At 67.4% G+C, this 18,791-nt stretch carries 19 protein-coding genes and 1 pseudogene; 5 read left to right on the top strand and 15 right to left on the bottom strand.

What is annotated here, in order from left to right:
- Positions 1-20 precede the first annotated feature (20 nt).
- Positions 21-1,304 carry an SAM-dependent methyltransferase gene (locus QMG72_RS03915; RefSeq protein WP_226774360.1) on the top strand — a complete coding sequence of 428 codons (1,284 nt, stop codon included), beginning with the start codon at positions 21-23 and terminating at the stop codon, positions 1,302-1,304.
- 13 nt (positions 1,305-1,317) lie between these two features.
- On the opposite strand, the gene QMG72_RS03910 is transcribed toward QMG72_RS03915, so the two are convergent.
- On the bottom strand, positions 1,318-1,989 hold the full coding sequence (locus QMG72_RS03910) for an alpha/beta hydrolase family protein (protein ID WP_226774346.1): 672 nt from the start codon (positions 1,987-1,989) through the stop codon (positions 1,318-1,320).
- A 70-nt stretch (positions 1,990-2,059) separates the two neighbouring features.
- On the opposite strand from QMG72_RS03910, the gene QMG72_RS03905 reads away from it, so the two are divergent.
- The gene (locus tag QMG72_RS03905; protein ID WP_226774347.1) at positions 2,060-3,058 is read left to right on the top strand and encodes a pirin family protein; all 999 of its coding nucleotides are present in this window, start codon (positions 2,060-2,062) and stop codon (positions 3,056-3,058) included.
- A gap of 121 nt (positions 3,059-3,179) precedes the next feature.
- Here QMG72_RS03905 and QMG72_RS03900 read toward each other — a convergent pair whose 3' ends face one another.
- The gene (locus QMG72_RS03900) at positions 3,180-5,438 is read right to left on the bottom strand and encodes a putative bifunctional diguanylate cyclase/phosphodiesterase (protein ID WP_283479701.1); all 2,259 of its coding nucleotides are present in this window, start codon (positions 5,436-5,438) and stop codon (positions 3,180-3,182) included.
- 118 nt (positions 5,439-5,556) lie between these two features.
- Entirely contained in the window at positions 5,557-5,859 is a 303-nt protein-coding gene (locus QMG72_RS03895; protein ID WP_226774361.1) for a DUF4193 domain-containing protein, read from the bottom strand.
- 231 nt (positions 5,860-6,090) lie between these two features.
- Here QMG72_RS03895 and QMG72_RS03890 point away from each other — a divergent pair, with 231 nt between their 5' ends.
- Positions 6,091-6,357 (top strand): hypothetical protein, encoded by a 267-nt coding sequence (locus QMG72_RS03890; protein ID WP_226774349.1) that lies wholly within the window; start codon positions 6,091-6,093, stop codon positions 6,355-6,357.
- A gap of 66 nt (positions 6,358-6,423) precedes the next feature.
- Here QMG72_RS03890 and QMG72_RS03885 read toward each other — a convergent pair whose 3' ends face one another.
- Positions 6,424-6,927 carry an HtaA domain-containing protein gene (locus tag QMG72_RS03885; protein ID WP_226774350.1) on the bottom strand — a complete coding sequence of 168 codons (504 nt, stop codon included), beginning with the start codon at positions 6,925-6,927 and terminating at the stop codon, positions 6,424-6,426.
- Between the two features lie 375 nt (positions 6,928-7,302).
- Between QMG72_RS03885 and QMG72_RS03880 the strand changes: the two genes are divergently transcribed.
- Positions 7,303-8,244 (top strand): AfsR/SARP family transcriptional regulator, encoded by a 942-nt coding sequence (locus QMG72_RS03880; RefSeq protein WP_226774351.1) that lies wholly within the window; start codon positions 7,303-7,305, stop codon positions 8,242-8,244.
- A gap of 189 nt (positions 8,245-8,433) precedes the next feature.
- Positions 8,434-8,721, top strand: coding sequence for a hypothetical protein (locus QMG72_RS03875; protein ID WP_282365177.1), 288 nt, complete (start codon positions 8,434-8,436; stop codon positions 8,719-8,721).
- A 13-nt stretch (positions 8,722-8,734) separates the two neighbouring features.
- Here the strand turns inward: QMG72_RS03875 and QMG72_RS03870 are convergent, their stop codons facing one another.
- From QMG72_RS03870 to QMG72_RS03820, 11 genes and pseudogenes are all read right to left on the bottom strand, one after another.
- The gene (locus QMG72_RS03870; RefSeq protein WP_226774353.1) at positions 8,735-9,355 is read right to left on the bottom strand and encodes an L-threonylcarbamoyladenylate synthase; all 621 of its coding nucleotides are present in this window, start codon (positions 9,353-9,355) and stop codon (positions 8,735-8,737) included.
- A 120-nt stretch (positions 9,356-9,475) separates the two neighbouring features.
- A complete protein-coding gene (locus QMG72_RS03865; protein ID WP_282359970.1) occupies positions 9,476-10,162 on the bottom strand; it encodes a DUF5134 domain-containing protein in 687 nt (228 codons plus the stop codon).
- 10 nt (positions 10,163-10,172) lie between these two features.
- Positions 10,173-11,300, bottom strand: a complete 1,128-nt coding sequence (locus QMG72_RS03860) for an XdhC family protein (RefSeq protein WP_226774355.1) — start codon at positions 11,298-11,300, stop codon at positions 10,173-10,175.
- Positions 11,293-12,090 carry an SRPBCC family protein gene (locus tag QMG72_RS03855; RefSeq protein WP_226774356.1) on the bottom strand — a complete coding sequence of 266 codons (798 nt, stop codon included), beginning with the start codon at positions 12,088-12,090 and terminating at the stop codon, positions 11,293-11,295. The genes QMG72_RS03860 and QMG72_RS03855 overlap by 8 nt, the downstream gene beginning before the upstream one ends.
- Entirely contained in the window at positions 12,090-13,322 is a 1,233-nt protein-coding gene (locus QMG72_RS03850) for a vWA domain-containing protein (protein ID WP_282359968.1), read from the bottom strand. The genes QMG72_RS03855 and QMG72_RS03850 overlap by 1 nt, the downstream gene beginning before the upstream one ends.
- A gap of 38 nt (positions 13,323-13,360) precedes the next feature.
- Positions 13,361-14,284, bottom strand: a complete 924-nt coding sequence (locus QMG72_RS03845) for an AAA family ATPase (RefSeq protein ID WP_226773167.1) — start codon at positions 14,282-14,284, stop codon at positions 13,361-13,363.
- Complete coding sequence (locus QMG72_RS03840) at positions 14,281-14,466, bottom strand: hypothetical protein (protein ID WP_283479745.1); 186 nt, start codon at positions 14,464-14,466, stop codon at positions 14,281-14,283. The genes QMG72_RS03845 and QMG72_RS03840 overlap by 4 nt, the downstream gene beginning before the upstream one ends.
- Before the next feature lie 128 nt (positions 14,467-14,594).
- A pseudogene (locus QMG72_RS17815) lies at positions 14,595-14,930 on the bottom strand (nucleotidyltransferase family protein); the annotation flags it as partial.
- Positions 14,914-15,834: an XdhC family protein gene (locus QMG72_RS03830; protein ID WP_226773165.1), complete on the bottom strand. Its 921-nt coding sequence runs from the start codon at positions 15,832-15,834 to the stop codon at positions 14,914-14,916. The pseudogene QMG72_RS17815 and the gene QMG72_RS03830, both read right to left, overlap by 17 nt.
- A gap of 1 nt (position 15,835) precedes the next feature.
- Entirely contained in the window at positions 15,836-18,229 is a 2,394-nt protein-coding gene (locus QMG72_RS03825) for an aerobic carbon-monoxide dehydrogenase large subunit (protein ID WP_283479693.1), read from the bottom strand.
- Complete coding sequence (locus tag QMG72_RS03820) at positions 18,226-18,786, bottom strand: (2Fe-2S)-binding protein (RefSeq protein WP_282468151.1); 561 nt, start codon at positions 18,784-18,786, stop codon at positions 18,226-18,228. Before QMG72_RS03820 ends, QMG72_RS03825 begins: the two co-directional genes overlap by 4 nt.
- Positions 18,787-18,791: the final 5 nt, after the last annotated feature.

Below are 18,791 nucleotides of genomic sequence, written 5' to 3'. Positions count from 1 at the left end.
TGCTGGAAGGGACCAAGATGATGGCGAAGCGAACCGGGGTGGCAGCGCGGCTGGCCGAAGTGCTGGCCATCGTCTTGGGCACGGCCGAGATCCCGTTGCGGCTGAAGGCATGGGACGGCTCGGAGGCGGGTCCGGTCGGCGCCCCGGTCGTCGAGTTCCGCACGCGGCGGGCCCTGCGACGAATGTTGTGGTCCCCGGGCCAGCTCGGACTCAGCCGCGCGTATATTTCCGGTGACATCGACGCGCCGGGTAACGTCTTCGCCAGCTTCGGCGCCCTCAGCTCCGCCGGTAAGTTTGCGGAGCCCGGACCTTTCCGCCCGCTGACGGTCCGGGAGTTTGGGACGATTCTCAAAAACGCCGCCCTGCTTGGCGCCCTGGGGCCGAACCCGGCGCCGCCCCCGGAAGAGGCAAAGACCGTGCGCGCCGGCCGGCGGCACACCCGCAAGCGTGACGCTGCGGCGATCTCCCATCACTACGACGTCGGCAATGACTTTTACGCTCTGGTTCTGGGCCCGTCGTTGGTATATTCCTGCGCGGTGTGGCAGGACGGGAACACCGGGCTGGAAGCGGCGCAGGACGCCAAGCTGGGACTGGTCTGCCGGAAGCTGGGACTGCGCCCGGGTATGCGCGTGTTGGATGTCGGTTGCGGTTGGGGGAGCTTTGCCCTGCACGCGGCCGAGAACTACGGGGTCGAGGTCGTAGGCGTCACGCTCTCGCGTGAACAGGCGGCCATGGCAGCCAAGCGGGTGGCAGACGCCGGTTTGACGGACCGGGTGGCCATCCGGGTCCAGGACTATCGCGACGTAGACGACGGGCCCTTTGACGCGATCAGCTCCATCGGTATGTCTGAGCACGTGGGCCGCGAGCAGATGGCCGGCTATGTTGCCAAGCTGCACGGGCTGCTCCGGCCGGGCGGCCGGCTGCTCAACCACGCCATCTCCTGGAACGCCGGCCCCACCGCGCCGGATCCGGACTCGTTCATCCCACGCTACGTGTTCCCGGACGGTGAGATGCTCGGCCTCGCGGAGATGGTTGGAGCCCTCGAGTCCGGCGGACTCGAGGTCCTCGACGTCGAAGCCCTGCGCCGGCACTATGCGCTGACACTCCGGGCCTGGGTGCAGAACCTCGAGGATCACTGGGGTCAGGCCACGCAACTCGCAGGCGAAGGCCGGTCCCGGGTGTGGCGGCTCTACATGGCCGCCAGCGCACTGGGCTTCGAAGCCGGAATCACCGGCGTTAACCAGGTACTGGTGCAGCGGCCCGGCGGCGCCGAGCCGCCGCTTCGCCGGACCGCGTGGCTCTGAGCCTTCGCACGCCTCAGTTGGCCTGGTGGGCTGCGATGAAGTCCGCGGTGGGTCCGGCCAGTGCTGCCCCGACCTCGTCCGGGCCGCGTTTGGTTCCCGCGACATCGAAACTGTGGCCGCCGCCATCGCGCCACTGAAGCACCGCCGACGGGCCAATCCCGGCCACCACCGCCGCCAACAGCTCGGGCGTGGCAAACGGGTCACGGGTGCCCTGCAGGAAGAGCATCGGAAGGCCCAGCCCGTAGAGGTGTTCATCCCGGAGTTTTTCCGGCTTTCCCGGCGGATGGAGCGGGTAACCAAGGTAGACGAGTCCTGCTGCGGGCATTCCGTCGGCAACCGCCATGGAGGCCATCCGTCCGCCGAAGGACTTGCCCGCTGCCCAGAGCGGCTCGCCCGCGGAGCGGGAAGCCGCCTCGGTCATGGCCGCGCGCCAGGCCGCCATGGCCGCCGGCGGCCGGTCGGGGAACGCCCGGCCAGCCTCCCGGGAGGGGAAGTTAAAACGAAGTGTGGCTATGGACAGCTGGTTCAGGGCGCGGGCAAAGCCGGTGAGGAACGGATGCTCCATGCCGGCCCCGGCCCCGTGGGCGATAACCAGTGTGGCACTCGGATTCTCGGGGCGGGCATAAAGGCCCGAAACGGAGGATCCTCCCACAGGGATGGCGACGGGGAACTCGGTGACGGTCATAACTCCATCATGACGGCTGCAACGCCGCGGACTACTTCGGCAGGCGCGGCTCGGTCGCTACGCTGTTGTTATGAGCAATACCGAGGTGGCGCCGGAGGAGATTATTTGTGCTGAGGACGTCGGCTGCGCCGGGGTGGAGATTCTCGTTCCGCGCCGGGTCCCGCTGGGCGGTCCGCGGGCCATGGACGTACGAAGGACACTGCCGCAACGGCGCAGGAGCCTCATCGGCGCGTGGTGCTTTCTGGACCACTACGGCCCGGACCGGGTTGGCGGGTCCGGGGGCATGCGCGTGCCGCGCCATCCGCATACCGGGTTGCAGACGGTCAGCTGGCTGTTCACCGGTGAGATTGAGCACCGCGACTCGGCCGGATTCCACGCGGCCGTGCGTCCCGGCGAGGTTAACCTTATGACTGCAGGTCGCGGTATCAGCCATTCCGAGTTCTCCACTCCCGCAACGGATGTCCTGCACGGCGCGCAGCTGTGGGTGGCGCTGCCGGACAGGGAACGCGGGATGGAGCCGACTTTTGAGCACTACCGCCCCGAACCACTGACCGGACCCGGCTGGATGATGCGGGTCTTTCTGGGATCCATCGCGGGAACAACATCGCCGGTCACCACCCACACCCCGCTGCTCGGCGCCGAGATCGTGCTGGACGCCGGAACCAGTCTCAGCCTGGACACCGATCCAACCTTCGAATATGGCCTGTTGGTGGACGCTGGAACCCTCATCCTGGACGGGCGCCCGGTCCTGCAGGACCACCTCGCCTTCGTGCCGGTCGGACGGACGTCCCTGACGCTGGTGGCCGGAGACGAACCGCTGCGTCTGCTCCTGATCGGCGGTGAACCGTTGGGCGAGCAGATCGTGATGTGGTGGAACTTCGTGGGCCGCAACCATGAAGAAATCGTCGAGTACCGCTCGCAGTGGCAGACGGAGATCGGCGCCGGGGATCCAGCTGCTGCCACGGGGACGGACCCGGCCGCACCACGGTTCGGCACGTTCCCCAACGGGGAACCGGCACCGCTGCCGGCCCCTGCGCTCCCGAACGCCAGACTCCGCCCCCGGGACTAAGCCTCGTCGGTGCACAGCACAGCACAGCCCGGCCCCCGCCACAGCAGTGCGTAGCCGCGGCCTGCCGTGCACTGAACCGGGACTGGACGGCCGGTTCAAAACCAGGCTGCGGGCTGCGTCCTCACAAGCCTGGCGCTGGCGAACCGCCAGCCGGCTGGAGCCGCGCTTCGGCGGCGAGAAGGGACTCGATCATTGATGCGGGCACCGGCGGGGAGAGGAAGTAGCCCTGCCCCATCCGGCAGCCCAGGCGGCGGAGCAGGGCCAGTTGCGCGTCGTCCTGGATGCCTTCGGCGATCGCGTCAAGGTTAAGTTTGTGGGCCAGTCCCAGGATGCCTTCGAGCAGGGCCGCGGATGCTGTGTCGGAAGCGCTGGCGGAGAGGAATGAGCGGTCGATCTTGAGGATGTCCGCAGGCAGCTCGGCGAGAGTGCTCAGCGAGGAGTAGCCGGTGCCGAAGTCGTCGATGGCGATCCGGACCCCGAAGGTCTTTAGCCGGTGGAGCGCCTGGACACCGCCGTCGATGCTGCTGGCCAGAGCCGTTTCGGTGACCTCCAGCACAATTTTGTCTGCTTCCGCAGCGGGATCCTCGAGAACACTCTCTATCCTGCCGAGGTTCCGCGGACTGGACAATTGCAGGGAGGAGAGGTTGATCGACACCCAAAGGTCTTCGCAGTGACTGATCGAGGCCCGCCAGCGGGCGCCCTGCCGGCTCGCCGTGCTGAGCACCCAACCGCCGATCGCCTCGATATCACCGGTTTCTTCGGCAAGGGCGATGAACTGGTCCGGCTCCAGCAACCCCAGTGTGGGATGGTTCCAGCGCACCAGTGCCTCCACGCCGAGGATTCTCCCGGTGTCCAGGTCAGCGACCGGCTGATAGGCGAGTTGCAACTGCCGCTCGGGCACTGCCGCGGCCAGCGCGGCACGCAGTGCCGCACTGTGCGTCATCCTGTTATAGCCCTCGGCATCGAAGCTCTGGAACCGCCCCTTGCCTCCTTGTTTTGCCATGTACATCGCGAAGTCGGCCTGCCGCAGCAGATCCGCGGGCTCCCCGGTTTCGGGCCGGTGAAGGGTGGCCCCCATGCTGACTGAAACCTTCAACCGGACGTCTCCGACGGCGAATGGCGACCCGAGAACGTTGTGAATCCGCTCCGCGATCGCGGCCGTGGCGGACCCGTCGGCGTCGTCCGCTACGACGATCGCGAATTCATCGCCGCCGAGCCTGGCGGCGAGGTCGCCGGAGCGCACGCAGGCCCGCAGCCGGCCGGCCAGTTGGATAAGCAGCGCGTCGCCACCCTCGTGGCCCAGCGTGTCATTGACATCTTTGAAGTCGTCAACATCGACGATCAGAAGTCCTTCGTGCCGGGGCTTGCCTTCGGAAGCGGGCTCGAAGGAGACCGCGAGACGCTCAGTCAGCGCCGCCCGGTTGGCCAGCCCGGTGAGCGGATCGTGGGTGGCCCGGTGCGTCAGGGCCAGATGGCTGTTGTGGACAGCAGCGGCCATGGAGTTGAAGGCTTCTGCCAGTTCACCCAGTTCGTCGCGCCGGACGACGTCGATGCGGTGGCTGTAGTCCCCGGCCTGCAGTTTGAGGACACCGACGTGCATGCCCTCGACGGGCCGGATCAGGAACTTGACCAATCTGCCGCGGAAGTAGATGACGGCAGCCGCGGCCAAGGCGAAAAGGGCGCTGCGCGCTGCGATCACTGTCTGCTCCAGCTCAGCACTGTAGGCCAGACCGGAGTCCATCGCTTCAAGGGCCGACTGCTGGATCTCACCCAGCAGGACGCGGACCCCGGAGCCGGACATGGCAAGGGCCGGTGCGCCGGTCAGGCGGCTTGCCGTGACGCCCTGTACCTGGTTGCCCCACAGCCCAAGTGCTGCGAGACCGTCCTGCCACTGCGCTTGGGCTGTGGCGGCGGTCCCGCGCATGTCCCTCTCTGCCGGCAGGACCTGGATCGCCTCGTCGAAGCGGCGGGACACGTCCAGTTGCTGGCGCAGGAATTCCGTGCGGTCAACCGGAGCATTGGACAGCAGCCGCTGCGCGGCCTGTTCGTGGGTATCAACTGCAGTGCGCAACTGCGCGACTGTCTCTAACGCGCTGTGGAGTCCGGCGGAAGCGTTTTGAACCTGGTCACCGACGGCCCGAACTCCGGCAACCGTAGCGACGGCCCCCAGGAGGAGCGCCACCAGCATTACTGCGAACGCCCTGGACCATTCAGTCTTGAGGCTCCAGGTGCGCCCGGGGCGTCGGGTCGCGGTGCCTGCGGGAACAGCTTCGGTACCGGCATTGCCGGTGCCGAAGCTGTTGCGGACAACGTCCCCGTCCGGGGCAGCCCCGGCCGCCACCGCAGGCCTGTCTTCCGGCGTCGTGGTCCAGTTCCGCATGATTCCGCCTCCGGCTCCGCACCGGCACGCGCCGAATCGTCAAGGAAAAGCGTATCGGAACGGGCCGCGCAAGCCATGACCTGCGTCGCTATCGGGAAAATGTGACGCGGACAGTCCGTCAGTTCATGCAGTCAGCGCAGTACGAGTGGCCGGATTTCTCGCGGGCCAGCTGCGAGCGGTGCCGGACCAGGAAGCACGAATAGCACATGAACTCGTCGTCTTTCTGCGGAATGACGGTGACCGTCAGTTCCTCGCCGGACAAGTCAGCGCCCGGCAATTCCACACCTTCGGAGGTGTCCGCCTCGTCGAGTTCGCGGGTTACGCTGCGCGCGTCCGGTGCGTTCGCGGAGCGAAGAGCCTCCAGCGAAGCGTTGCGGGTCTCCGCAACGTCGGATCGGACTTCGTCATAATCGGTTGCCACCTGGTTGATTCTCGATTCCATAGTTCTGAGTTTCCCGGGATTGAACGGTACAGCATCCACGTGCGCAATAGCTGCGGGCGGGCGCCCCCGGGGCAGTGACCCTCACGACACCTCCGGCTGGCCGTCACCTACATCCCGGGTGTGTAAGGATCTTCGCCCGGATGTCATCTGCCGTTTACGCCGGGGTCTTAGCCTGATTACTTAGGCACCAGCCGCCGCAGAGGAGACGTTATGGCAGATATAACCGCAGTTCTAGGAAGGCTTACGCCCGAGGAAGTTCAAGGCCTCCGGGCCTGCGGGCCGGCCGGTCACCTGCCCAGGGATCTCACGGATGCGCTTGACCGGGCAGCAGGCGGTCCTGGCTCCGGGCGGGGCTACTACGTTCCCAGCGGCAGTGTCAGCGACACGGGCAGGCCCCACCTGGTGCTGCGCAGCGACGTCTCCGATTGGCTGTTTGGAAAACCTTCCCTGCTGCCGCAGGGCACCAAAGAGAACTAGGCAACACAGCGTGCGTGCCAGCACCCTGGATCAGGGGTGTCCGTGGCTGCAGCCCGCAGGGTTCTCCTACTGGGTGACCCGGATGAAGAGCGGATCCATCGGCTGGCCGGCAGCGTACTGTCCGTCGAAGAGTTCGGATCCTTCCGGAGATATGACGACGTCGATGTGATCCCACACCAGGGACCCGTCGGACTGGTTTGGTCTTGCAGGGCTGAGGAAACCAATAGTGGCGCGGTCCTGGCCGCCGCCGTCGCCGGTGCTGATGGAGAGCACTCCGCTGCCGCCCGTGAAGGTGATCCAAGGGTCCAGCAACCTGACCAAGAGCATTCCATGGTGGCCGGCGAGCCGGACGTCTCCGCGGAAGCGCAGCACTCCAGTTCCGCGCGCAACGTCGTAGTCGCAGGAACCGGGGCCGAAGCAGAAAAGCGAGTCATCGGCCTTGGCAGCCCCGCTGGTTGCTGAAACGGACCCATCAGCCAGGCTGGCGATGTAATCGATGAAGCTGCGCTTGACGCCCCAGCTGAGGCCCAGCGGGGGCAGTCGATCGGCTGGATCGGACGCTCGGTTCACGAAGGTTCTCCTGTAGGTGAAAGGCTGGTCTCCTCTGAGCCTATCGGCGGATTGCCCGGCAGCTGAACTGTGGCGCCGGGTTGCCCGGCTCCGGCGCTGTGTTGTGCCGCCGCAGCCCCACCGGTCCGGCGCTGCGGTACCTGCCCTACGTTGCGGGTACTCAGAATTCGCCCGCCTAATACTTGGGGCCACAAGGACGTATACCCGACTTTCCACGGAACAAAGGATCGGGTAGTTGCACTTCTTGTTGCACCCGGATCCGCGTGCAACGGTTTACCTAGAAGGCCGGATGGAATTGAGTCTCAGGGGCGGATCCGAATAGCTCCTTTCGGCGCTTCCAGGCGCGATTAGTTGATAGTTGGGGAGGGGATCAACGTGGAGAATCCGAGCGAACCCACGGTGGCAATTTCGGTCCGGCTGTTCGGATCGTTCGAGGTCCGGCGAAACGGCACCGTCCTCAAAGCAGCGGACCTGGGAGGCTGCAAGCCGCGCCACATCCTGGAGATTCTCCTGCTGAACCTTGGCACACCGGTGTCAAAGGCCCGGCTTGTGGAGATCCTGTGGGGACCCCGGGCCAGCGGCGGCGCCGTCGCCACACTGGAGAGCTATGTCAGCAGCCTCCGGCGCGCGATCCAGCCAGGCAACACCAAGTCGGGCCCGCTTCGTACCGCAAACTCTGGCTACCTGCTGGACCCGCAGCTGGTGACACTGGACTTGTTTGAGTTCCGCGAACTGCTACGCACGGCCCGGAACTCTCCGCCGGCCCAGGCGCATGCACTCTCGATGCGGGCCCTGGAACTGGCGAGGGAACCGCTGCTGGGCTTTGAACTCGCGGCCGACTGGGCGGAGGAGGCCCGGACCCGCCACGAAGCCGACAAATTGGGGGCCCAGATTCTCGCGGCTGAAACGGCTGCGTTCCTCGCTCGGCCCCAGCTCGCCATTTCACTGGCGCAGGCCGTAATCCGGTCCGAGCCGCTCAACGAACGTGCATGGACGGTCCTTGTCGCCGGATACGAGCAGGCGGGCCTGCCGGTTGAGGGCCTCTCAGCGTATGAGCGCTGCCGCCGGCTGTTCGACCGTGACCTGGGCTGCGCTCCGGGGCCAGCCTTGCAGACTGCCCACCTGAGGCTGCTGAGGCAACAAGCCGAGGGAAACGCGGAGCTCTCGGAAGTCCTGGCAGCGGTGCTCTATCTGGGGGAGCGGCTGCATGGCTCCAAATCGGTGCAGCCTGCCGCGGCGGACTCCCGGCGCCTGCAGGAGAACGCCGGCCGGGTGCTCGGCTCTTTTATGCAACAGGCGCTGGCCATGGCGGTCTGAAGTCCGCTGCGGTGCCGCCGCTTCGGGAACGCACGTGAATGAAAAGCCGCGTCGCATGCCACCGATGAGCAGGAACGGGCGTTAGCTTCATCACGCGACGGGCATTCACCGAAAATCCGGGGGCTGCGGGCCCCATACTGGAAAAGGCCCAGCGGACCTCTTTCCTTTCCGCCCGCACGAGGACAGTTTATGAAAACGATGAGTATTGCAAAAAACGCCGTCACCAGCGAGTACTTCCCCGCGGCAGCAGTGCTCGCCGGCGTGGCGGTGTTCTGGATCCTAGGACTCTGCGGGGGCCTGTCGCTGTTGAGCGACCACCAGACGCCGTTGACCACGCTTAGCTGGCTTTTGTTCGTTTATGTCGCAGCCGTCCTCACGCCGCTCGCGGGACTTCTCGCGGCTCTGGACTTGTCACGCCGCTGGCTGCGCCACCGGGCGTCGGGCGTCGCGGGGAACGCCGAAACGGCGTCAGCTTAGCCCCCGGGCCGCGCTACTCGAAGCGTGCGGGGTCACCCATGCCGCGCCGGACGATTTCGGCAGTGCCGCTGGAATAGTCGATGACTGTGGTCGGCTCCGCGCCGCAATCGCCGGAGTCGATGACGGCGTCGACCACGTGCTCAAGCCGTTCCTTGATTTCCCAGCCCTGGGTCAGCGGCTCTTCCTCGTCCGGCAGCAACAGCGTGCTGGAGAGCAACGGCTCGCCAAGTTCGGCGAGCAAAGCCTGGACAACCCGGTTGTCCGGGATACGCACCCCCACCGTCTTCTTTTTCGGGTGCAGCAGGCGCTTGGGAACCTCTTTGGTGGCGGGCAGGATAAAGGTGTAGCTTCCCGGCGTGACGGCCTTGATGCTCCGGAACACGTCGTTGTCGATCTGCACGAATTGGCCCAACTGGGCAAAGTCCTTGCAGACCAGCGTGAAGTGGTGTTTGTCATTGAGGTGGCGGATAGTCCTGATCCGGTCCAGCGCTTCCTTGTTGCCCAGCTGAGCACCGAGCGCGTAGCAGGAATCGGTGGGGTACGCGATCAGCCCGCCGGACCGGATCATTTCCACCGCCTGGCTGATGGAGCGCGCCTGGGGGTTTTCTGGGTGAACATCGAAGTATCTCGCCATGGCACGAGCTTACCGCCGCCGGTGGCTGGACCGCCTGCCGCAGGGCCCGTGAGTCATCTTCCGGTCCGCTGGCGGCAGGGTCGGATCGATCCCACGCGGGTGAATGCCAGCTCCGGGCTCTTATACAGCGAAAGCCGCGAACATAACTGCCATCGAAACCGCGGACACAAGTTCCAGGAACGGCGCGCCGCTGCCCGTCCGGTTGCGGCGTCGGGCGCGCCGGAGCAGGAGCACGCCCCACACGGCGCCGGCCGCCCCGAAGGCTACCGCCAGGACGGGAGCGGACAGGCTTGTCCATTCCGGCAGCGCGGCCGGAAAGGACCCTGCCAGCGACGGCCGCGCACTGGAGCCACCGTGGTGCGCCGCCAGGTCCGCAAGGCCGGCGGCCGTCGGAGCGGCCGGTGTCCGGTGGGTGCCGCGTAAGTCCATGACCGCCAGCATGTAGGCCATGGCAGCCATGGTTAGGGCGTTGTACAGCAACCTGCCACGGCTGGCTTCGCCCTCGCGGCGGCCGTGCCATGGTCCGGCGGCGGTGACGTTCAGTACGGCGAGTACCATGGGGCGCCGGGAGACGGCGCGGAGCACGAACCACCAGGCGGCAAGGCCAAAGACCATAATCTGGGGGAGCGCGGGCCACCGGTCCCCGGAAGCAAGCATGGCCGCCATGGCCGCCAGCATCGCGGCATGGAGGCAATATTCAACCCTAGTGGCCGGTGGCGACTTGCGGCTGGCCTGAAAAACCGCGAACAGCGACGCTGCCAGCAGCAGTGCCGTCAGCCCCCAGCGCGCGACGTCGTTAGCGATCAACGGAGCCCGGTCAATGCTGCTCTTCGTGGTGAATGCGTTCCTCGAGTTGCCGAAGTGCTGCCCCGCTGCCGCCCCACTGCTTGGCAATGAACTCGGCAGCGATGGACACCGCTGTCTCCTCGGGAGTCCGCGCGCCAAGGTCGAGTCCCACGGGGCTGTGCAGCCGCGCCAGCGCTTCCTCGTCCACTCCCGCCTCACGCAGCCTCGCGACCCGATGGTCATGGGTCCGGCGCGAACCCATGGCACCAATAAAAGCCACGGGCCGGCCGCGCAGGGCAACGTCCAACAGTGGAATATCGAACTTCGGATCGTGGGTCAGAACGCACATCACGGTGCGCTCATCCACCAGGTCCTGTTCCAGCTGCTCGGCGAGGTAGCGGTGCGGCCAGGCGTTGATGACCTCTGCGGCGTCGGGAAAGCGGGCGGGCGTAACGAAAATGGCCCTCGCATCGCACACCGTGACGCGGTAGCCGAGAAAGGTCCCCAACCGGGCCAGCGCAGAAGCGAAATCGATCGCGCCGAAAATGAGCATTCGCGGCGGCGGCGCGTAGCTCGCGAAGAAGACCCGCATCCCGGTGTCCAGCCGCTCGCCATCGGGGCCGTAGCTCAGGATGCCGGAGCGTCCCGCGGCGAGCAGGCCCTGGGTGTCATCGCCCACGGCATGATTTGCCCGCCCGGACCCGAGGTCGCCTTCGAAACCGTCGGACCGCACAATCAGGTGCCGGCCCAGCCAGCTGCTGTCCGGGTGTTCGATCACTGTCGCGACCCCGACGCGCCGTCCGTCGTCGATGTCCTGCCTGACGGCGTCGAGTTCGGCGAAGCGTTGCCGGGAAACCGGCTCCACGAAGATGTCGATAATCCCGCCGCAGCTCAGACCGACGGCGAACGCGTCGTCGTCACTGATCCCGTAGCGCACCAGGACGGGAGTGCCGTCCTGCCTGACCTGCGTGGCCAGCTCGTACACAGCACCTTCGACGCAGCCGCCGGAGACCGAGCCGGCTGCCGTCCCCTCAGCCGTGACAAGCATGGACGCCCCAGGGAGGCGGGGGGCTGACTCGAACGTGCCCACCACCGTGGCGAGGCCGGCGGTGTCACCCCTCCGCCAGCCCGTCATCATGGCCGCCAGGACATCACGCACGGTCGGACTTCAGCCTGCCAATCGCCCGGATCAGGCGGAACGCCGAGAGCCGCCCGGCCACGTAGGAGATGCACGCCACCACGGCTACAAGTGCCAGCACCTTGACAGGGCTGGAGAGCTGATCCGTTGCAATGCCCTTGGCGAGGCTGAGTGCGTCCAAACTGCCGGCGGTGGCAGATGCCGGGGCGGTTGTCGGGGCAGGCGCGCCCGCTGCTGGCACGGCGCCCGGCCGCAGTCCCGGAAGTTCCGACGACGGCGCCGGGGCCACCGCTGCGGCCCCGGCTTCCGGGGCGGCCACCGGTCCGGGGACCCCGTCTGCCGGAACGGTGCCGGGCGCGGCGGGCGCGGCGATCATGGCCTGCAGATTGCTGGCGAAGAGGGTCATCATCTGTTCGGTGACGCTGCCGATCACACCCTTGCCCATCGCGGCGGCCTTGCCGGAAAGCGATAGCTCGGCCTTGACTGTCCCTCGGGTTGTGCCGCCTGCCTCTTCCGTCAGAAGCAGCGTCACTGTGGCTTCGGCGGTGCCCTGGCCGCGGGTTTCCTGGGCTTTTCCGCCGAGTACGGCACGGTGTTCGCCGGCATTGCGCTCGATCACGTTGAGCAGGCCTTTGTACTGCATGTTAACCGGGCCCAGTTTCACGCCCATGCCCACCTGGTAGGCGTCGTCGGAGAGTTTGTTCAGGATTTTGGCGCCTGGGACGCAGCCAGCCACACGTTCAAAGTCCATAATGGTGTCCCAGACGGTGCCGATCGGTGCTACGACCGCAAAGGTGCTGTCTATTTGCATCAGTTCCCTCTTCCCTTGAGTGATGGCTGGCTGTCGCCGCGGATTGCGGCCGCCACCGCAGCCAAAGCCGTGTAGCTGTGTCCGCTGACGAAGGCGTCACAGTATGGCAGCGCGGCCGCCATGCCGCCCGCCAGCGGCTGGTATTCCGGGGCTGCCTTGCGCGGATTGACCCAGATAATCCGTTGGGCCAGGCGCCGCAGCCGTGCCATCTGCGCCGCGACGTTGTCGGGGTCCTCCTGCGCCCAGCCGTCCGAGAAAATGACCACCACCGCGCCCCGTGCCAGCCCGCGGCGGCCGTGGTCATCAACGAAGTGCCTGATGCTGTCGGCAATACGGGTGCCGCCGGCCCAGTCCGGGGCGGCCTCCGCGGCGCGGGCCAGGGCCTCGTCCGGGTCGCGTAGCGCCAGCTGCCGGGTCAGACGCGTCAGCCGGGTGGAAAACCCGAAGGCCTCGGCGCCGGCTGTTGCCACGGCTCCCTGCAGCAGTGAGATGAAGATCCGCGCGTACGGTTCCATCGAACCGGAGACGTCGCACAGCATCACGAGCTTCCGGCGCTGCTCACGGCGCCGTGCGTACAACAGCCCCGTCGTGTCGGTGCCGGAGCGCCGCGACGCGCGGACCGTGGCGCGGACGTCCAGCCGGGCGCTGCTGTGGGTGGACTTGCGGGTGCGGCGGCTCAATCTCGTGGGGGTGGCGAGCAGCAACCCGGACGCCAGCCGCCGGATTTCCAGGACTTCCGCGTCGGTCAGCTGAGCGAAAGCCATCGCGTGCAACTGCTCATCGGTGGAGGCCATGGCGAGGACTGCTTCCCGTTCCGGGGCGTGGTTGTCCCCGTCGCTGTCCGGTCCCGCGGCGGCAACCGGCGGCGTCGCCCGCGGGTCGGCCGGCGCGTTGCCCGGGGCACGGTCCTCGGCCGGGGAGGGCCTGGTGCGTGCCTGCTCCGGGGGGCCGGGCGGCGGGGCGGCCGGGGCGGTGGTGCGCGGCGGTGCAGCGGGGTCGAATCCGGCGCGGAATACGGCAGCGAAGACGGCATCGAACGCGGGAAGCTGTCCGTGAGCTGACACCAAGACCACCCGGGATGCCCAATAGAGGGTTTCGACGTCGGCCGGAGGGACCAGGCGGAGAGCCTCGGCCAGCCGGACTGCCCGGTCCGGAGAGCACGATAGCCCGGCCCTGCGCAGGGCGGTGACAAACGCAGCGGACAAGGCGGCCGCCTCCACTGCGGGGGGCACGGGGGCCGTATCCTGGACTGTTCCGGCGGTCAACGCGCTCACCCGCCTGCACCGGCCACAAGCCAGTTGGCCCCCCGGGCGCCAACCAGTTCCAGGTCGTCGCGGTTCTTGACGATCGACCCGAGGGTTCGTTCCGCTGTCGTCGAGTCAATGTGCTCGATGCCAAGCACGGCGAGGGCGGACACCCAGTCGATGGCCTCGGAGATCCCCGGCGGTTTCGCGAGGTCCAGCGTGCGTAGCCTGGTGATCATGGCGGCGGCCTGCAAAGCGAGCGGGCCGCTGCTGGCAGGCACACGGCGGCGGACAATTTCAGCGATCCGCTCCGGACCGGGGTAATCGATCCAGTGGTACAGGCATCGCCGCGTCAGGGCATCGTGCAGGTCCCGTGTCCGGTTGGAAGTCAGAATAACGATCGGGGGATGGGTGGCCCGGATGGTGCCCAGTTCCGGGATCGTGACGGCGGCTTCGGCGAGCAATTCGAAGGTGAAGGCCTCGAATTCGGCGTCGGCGCGGTCGATCTCGTCCAGCAGCAGCACCGCCGGGCGCGGTCCGGGATGTTCGATCGCCTGCAGCAGCGGCCGGCGCAGCAGGTACTCCGGGCCGAAGAGGTCGGTCTCGGTCACGGAGGCATCCCGCACTTCGGCAAGCCGGATGCCGAGGAGCTGCCGCTGGTGGTTCCACTCGTAGAGGGCCTCGCCGGCGTCGATCCCCTCGTAGCACTGCAGCCGGTACAGCGGCGTATCCAGCAGTCCGGCAAGGGTCTTCGCCACCTCGGTCTTGCCGACGCCCGCTTCGCCCTCCAGGAGAAGTGGCTGAGGCAGCCGGACGGCCAGGAACAGCGCGGTGGCCAGTCCGACGTCGGCCAGGTAGTCGCTGCTGTCCAGCGCCGAGACCAGGGACGCAACGTCGGGGATCCGCCGCTGGATATCCTCCTCCGCGCCGGCGCGCGCAGCGGCGTTCACAGCTCGCCCTCCAGCCCGGCCAGGACCCGCCGGTAGTCCTCGTCGGTGTCGACGTCGAGCGGCACGGGTCCCGGAACGCGAAGTTCGACCGCGTCGTCGGACCGCTGCTCCAGCAGCTTCCAGACTGCCTTGTCGCCGTGCAGGGCGGCCAGGTCCGGGAGCATCCGACGGGTAAACGCCAGGGGGTGGCCGACGCCGTCGTCGTAGCGGCAGACGGCGATGCCGGGGGCATTTTTCCACCATGATCCGTATCAGCGGCCAGGAGCCGCAGCAGGGCGCGGGCGTCGACGGAACGGACACCCGGCTGGTCACCAAGCAGCAGGAGCACGGCGCCCGTTTCCGGGTGGAGAGCAGCGATGCCGGCGGCGATCGAGGAGGAACAGCCCGCCCCGAAGTCCGGGTTGAGCACAATCTCGCAGCCTGTGGTGTCGACCGTGCGCCGGACCTCCCCGGCAGAGCCTCCCAGGACCAGCACGGTCTGCTCAAGGCCGCAGTCCCGGGCGACAGCAAGCACGGCGTCGAGGAGCACCCCCGTCCCGTAGGGAAGCAGCTGCTTGGCCCGGCCCAGGCGCCGCGACGCTCCGGCCGCCAGGATCAGCCCCGCCGTCCGGTGCCGTGCGGGTGGACGTTCAGGGGGTGAGGTCATAGTGCTCCGGATCTTTGCGGAAGGCGGCACGGCAGCCGGGTGAACAGAAGTAGACGGTCACACCGTTGTGCGCAAGGTGGATCGAGGAGTCGGCCGCCGCAACGGACATGCCGCAGACCGGGTCGATCGCGGTGGGCGGAACTTCCGCTGCCGTCGCCGGGTCTGCCGTCGCCGGCTGCCGTGATGTCGACCGCTCCTGGATGAGCTGCGCCAGGATCGAGAGCGCGATTTCGCCGGGAGTGCGGGCCCCCAGCTGCAAGCCGGCCGGGGTGAACACCCGCGAACGCTGCGCCGGGTCGACGTCAAGGGATTCCAGTACCGCTGCGCCCCGGGTCCCACTGGCCACAAGCGCGACATACGGCACCCCGGCACGCAGTGCGGACTCAAGCGCGGCCTCCTCCGCCTTGCCGTGGGAGGCCACAATCAGCGCTGCGTCGTCTCCCCGCGGAGCCGCGGATTCGCCGTCCGTGAGTTCCACTGCCATTCCGACGCCGGAGCCGAGGCTCTCGAGCGCCTGGGCCACGGGCGTTGTACCGACCACCAGAACCCGGGGCGCCGGGATGCGCGGCTGAAGGAAGATCTCGATCGCCCCGCCGCTCAGGCAGGGGTTGGACACCTCAACAGCCCCCTCCTCAGCACTGCGGGACGGCTCGCCGGGGACAACGCGCAGCAGCAGGGGTTCCTGCGAGGCCAGGACCTGCAGGCTGTACTCCCGCACCGAGGACTCGACGCAGCTCCCGCCGACGAAGCCCTGGATCTCGCCGCCGGGCAGGATGAGGGCTGTATCCCCGGCGTGGGCGCTGGTGGGGTGCTGGGCCCGGACCACAGTGGCGTGCACAAACGGCTCACGGCGGGAGGCGAGGTCATTCGCCCGGGCCGCGAGGGAATCTCCAGTCGGTGCCATGTCAGATCGGCGGCCTTGCCCGGCCCTGCATGGCGGCCCAGACCCGGGCCGGTGTGCAGGGCATGTCCATGTGAACCACCCCGTAGGGGGCCAGTGCGTCGACGACGGCATTCACAATCGCCGGCGGTGAGCCGACGGTGGCGGACTCGCCGATGCCTTTCGCCCCAATGGGGTGGTGCGGGGACGGCGTGACCGTGAATCCGGTCTCCCAGTCCGGCACCTCCATCGCGGTGGGGATCAGGTAGTCCATAAACGATCCACCCAGGCAGTTGCCGTCGGCGTCGAACTCGATGATCTCCATCAGGGCCATCCCGACGCCGTCGGTCAGCCCGCCGTGGACCTGGCCCTCGATGATCATCGGGTTGATCCGGGTGCCGCAGTCGTCGACGGCGATGAAGCGACGGACCTTGACGTGCCCGGTGCCCGGATCGATGTCGACCACGCAGATGTAGGCTCCGAACGGGAACGTGAGGTTCGGCGGGTCGTAGGTGACCTCGGCGTCGAGGTTGCCATCAACACCCTCGGGCAGCGTCATGGTGCCATGGGCAGCCATGGCGATTTCCGGGATGGTCTTCCCGGCGCTGGGATCTCCTTTGACGAACCAGCGGCCTTTCTCCCATTCGAGGTCCTCGGGCCGGGTCTCCAGCATGGCTGCGGCGATCAGCTTCGCCTTCTCCCGCACCTTGCGGGCGACGAGGGCGACGGCGCCGCCGCTCACCGGCGTCGAGCGGCTCCCGTAGGTGCCGAGGCCGAACGGCGTCTGGTCGGTGTCGCCGTGGACGACGTCGATGTCTTCCGGCGGGATGCCCAGTTCTTCGGCGACGATCTGCGCGAACGTCGTTTCGTGGCCTTGGCCCTGGCTTTGCACCGAGAGGCGGACCACTGCCTTGCCGGTGGGATGGACCCGCAGTTCGGCACCGTCGGCCATGCCGAGGCCCACAATGTCGAAGTGCTTGCGGGGGCCGGCACCAACGGTCTCGGTGAAGAAGGAGATGCCGATCCCCATCAGTTCGCCCCGGGCGCGCTTCTCCTGCTGCTCGCGGCGCAGTTCGTCGTAGCTGGCGAGCTGCATCGAGAGCCGCATCGCGGGCTCGTAGTTGCCGGAGTCGTACACCCAGCCGGTCTTATTGGCGTAAGGGAACTGTTCGGGCTTGATGAAGTTCTTCAGCCGCAGTTCCGCCGGGTCCATTTCCAGTTTGCGGGCCAGGATGTCCACCATCCGCTCGACGAGGTAAACGGCCTCCGTGACGCGGAACGAGCAGGCGTAGGCGACGCCGCCGGGTGCCTTGTTCGTATAGACGCCAGTGACGGAGCAGTACGCGGCTTTCAAGTCATAGCTTCCGGTGAAGATGGAGAAGAAGCCGGCCGGGTTCTTAGTGGGCTGCGCAGTGGCGTTGAACGCACCGTGGTCGGCCAGGACGTTGGTGCGCACCGCGAGGATCTTGCCTTCCTTGGTGGCCGCAATCTCGCCCTGCATGATGTAGTCGCGGGCGAAGGAGGTGGACATCAGGTTCTCGGAGCGGTCCTCCACCCATTTCACCGGGCGGCCGGTGACGATCGAGCCGACGACGGCGAGGATGTAGCCGGGGTAGATGCCGACCTTGTTGCCAAAGCCGCCGCCGATGTCCGGGGACACCACACGGATCTTGTGCTCGGGGATCCCGGCGACGATCGCGAACAGGGTGCGGTGGGCATGCGGGGCCTGCGTGGTTTCGTACAGGGTCAGCTTGCCGTCGACGGCGTCGAAGTCGGCAATCGCGCCGCACGTCTCCATCGGGGCGGGGTGCACGCGCGGGTAGACGATCTCCTGTGAGACAACGACATCGGCGCTCGCGAAGACGGCTTCGGTTTCGGCTTTGTCGCCCATTTCCCAGTCGAAAATGTGGTTGTCCGTCCGGCCCTCGATCTCGTCGCGGATCACGGGGGCGCCGGCGTCGAGGGCCTTCCGGGCGTCGATGACCGGGGGCAGGACGTCGTATTCGACGTCAATCAGCTCGAGCGCGTCGCGGGCTGCGTAGCGGTCCTCGGCCACGACGAAGGCGACTTCCTGGCCCTGGAAGCGGACCTTGTCAGTTACCAGGACTGCCTGGACATCCGCCGAGAGCGTGGGGGCCCACGCGAGCTTGAGGCCAAGCAGGTCCTTGCCGGTAATGACGGCGAGGACCTTGGGGTGGGCGAGGGCATTGGTGGTGTCGATGGAGACCAGCCGGGCGTGCGCGACGGGGGCGCGCAGGATGGCGCCATGCAGCATGCCGGGCAGGACAATGTCGTCCAGGTAGTTGCCTTTGCCCCGCACAAAGCGCGGGTCCTCCTTGCGCTGGATACGGCCGTAGCCGATCGGGCGGTCCGAGTCACCGGCCGCCGGATTGGACGGCCGTTCGTGGATGACTGTCATGCCTTCACCTCTGCGTCTTCCGTGTGCGCTGCGATGTCCTCAACCACGGTGTCGGTTCCGTCGATGACCTCGTCGACCGTGGCGTCGCTGTCGGCGCCCGCCGGGTGGGAGGCTGCCCACTGCACCGACCGGACGATCGTGGCGTAGCCGGTGCACCGGCAGATCTGGCCCGAAATGGCCTGCCTGATCTCGGTGCTGTCCGGGTGCGGGTTCTTGTCCAGCAGGGCACGGGCGGTCAGCATCATGCCGGGAGTGCAGAAGCCGCACTGCAGCCCGTGTTCCTCCATAAAGCCCTGCTGGACAGGGTCAAGGGTTGCGCCGCTGGCGAGCCCTTCGACGGTGCGGATGTCGTGTCCTGCCGCCATCGCCGCGAGGACCGTGCAGGACTTCACCGGCTGGCCGTCCATCAGGACCACGCAGGTGCCGCAGTTGCTGGTGTCGCATCCCCAATGGGTGCCGGTCAGGCCCAGGACCTCGCGGATGTAGTGGACCAGGAGCACACGGGGCTCAATGTCGTTGGTGACTTCGTTGCCGTTGACGGTCATGCTGATTTGCATCCGCT

The sequence above is a fragment of the Pseudarthrobacter sp. PH31-O2 genome, from assembly GCF_030063265.1.
Lineage (GTDB): Bacteria > Actinomycetota > Actinomycetes > Actinomycetales > Micrococcaceae > Arthrobacter.
This window is presented reverse-complemented; position numbering and strand designations above follow the sequence as displayed.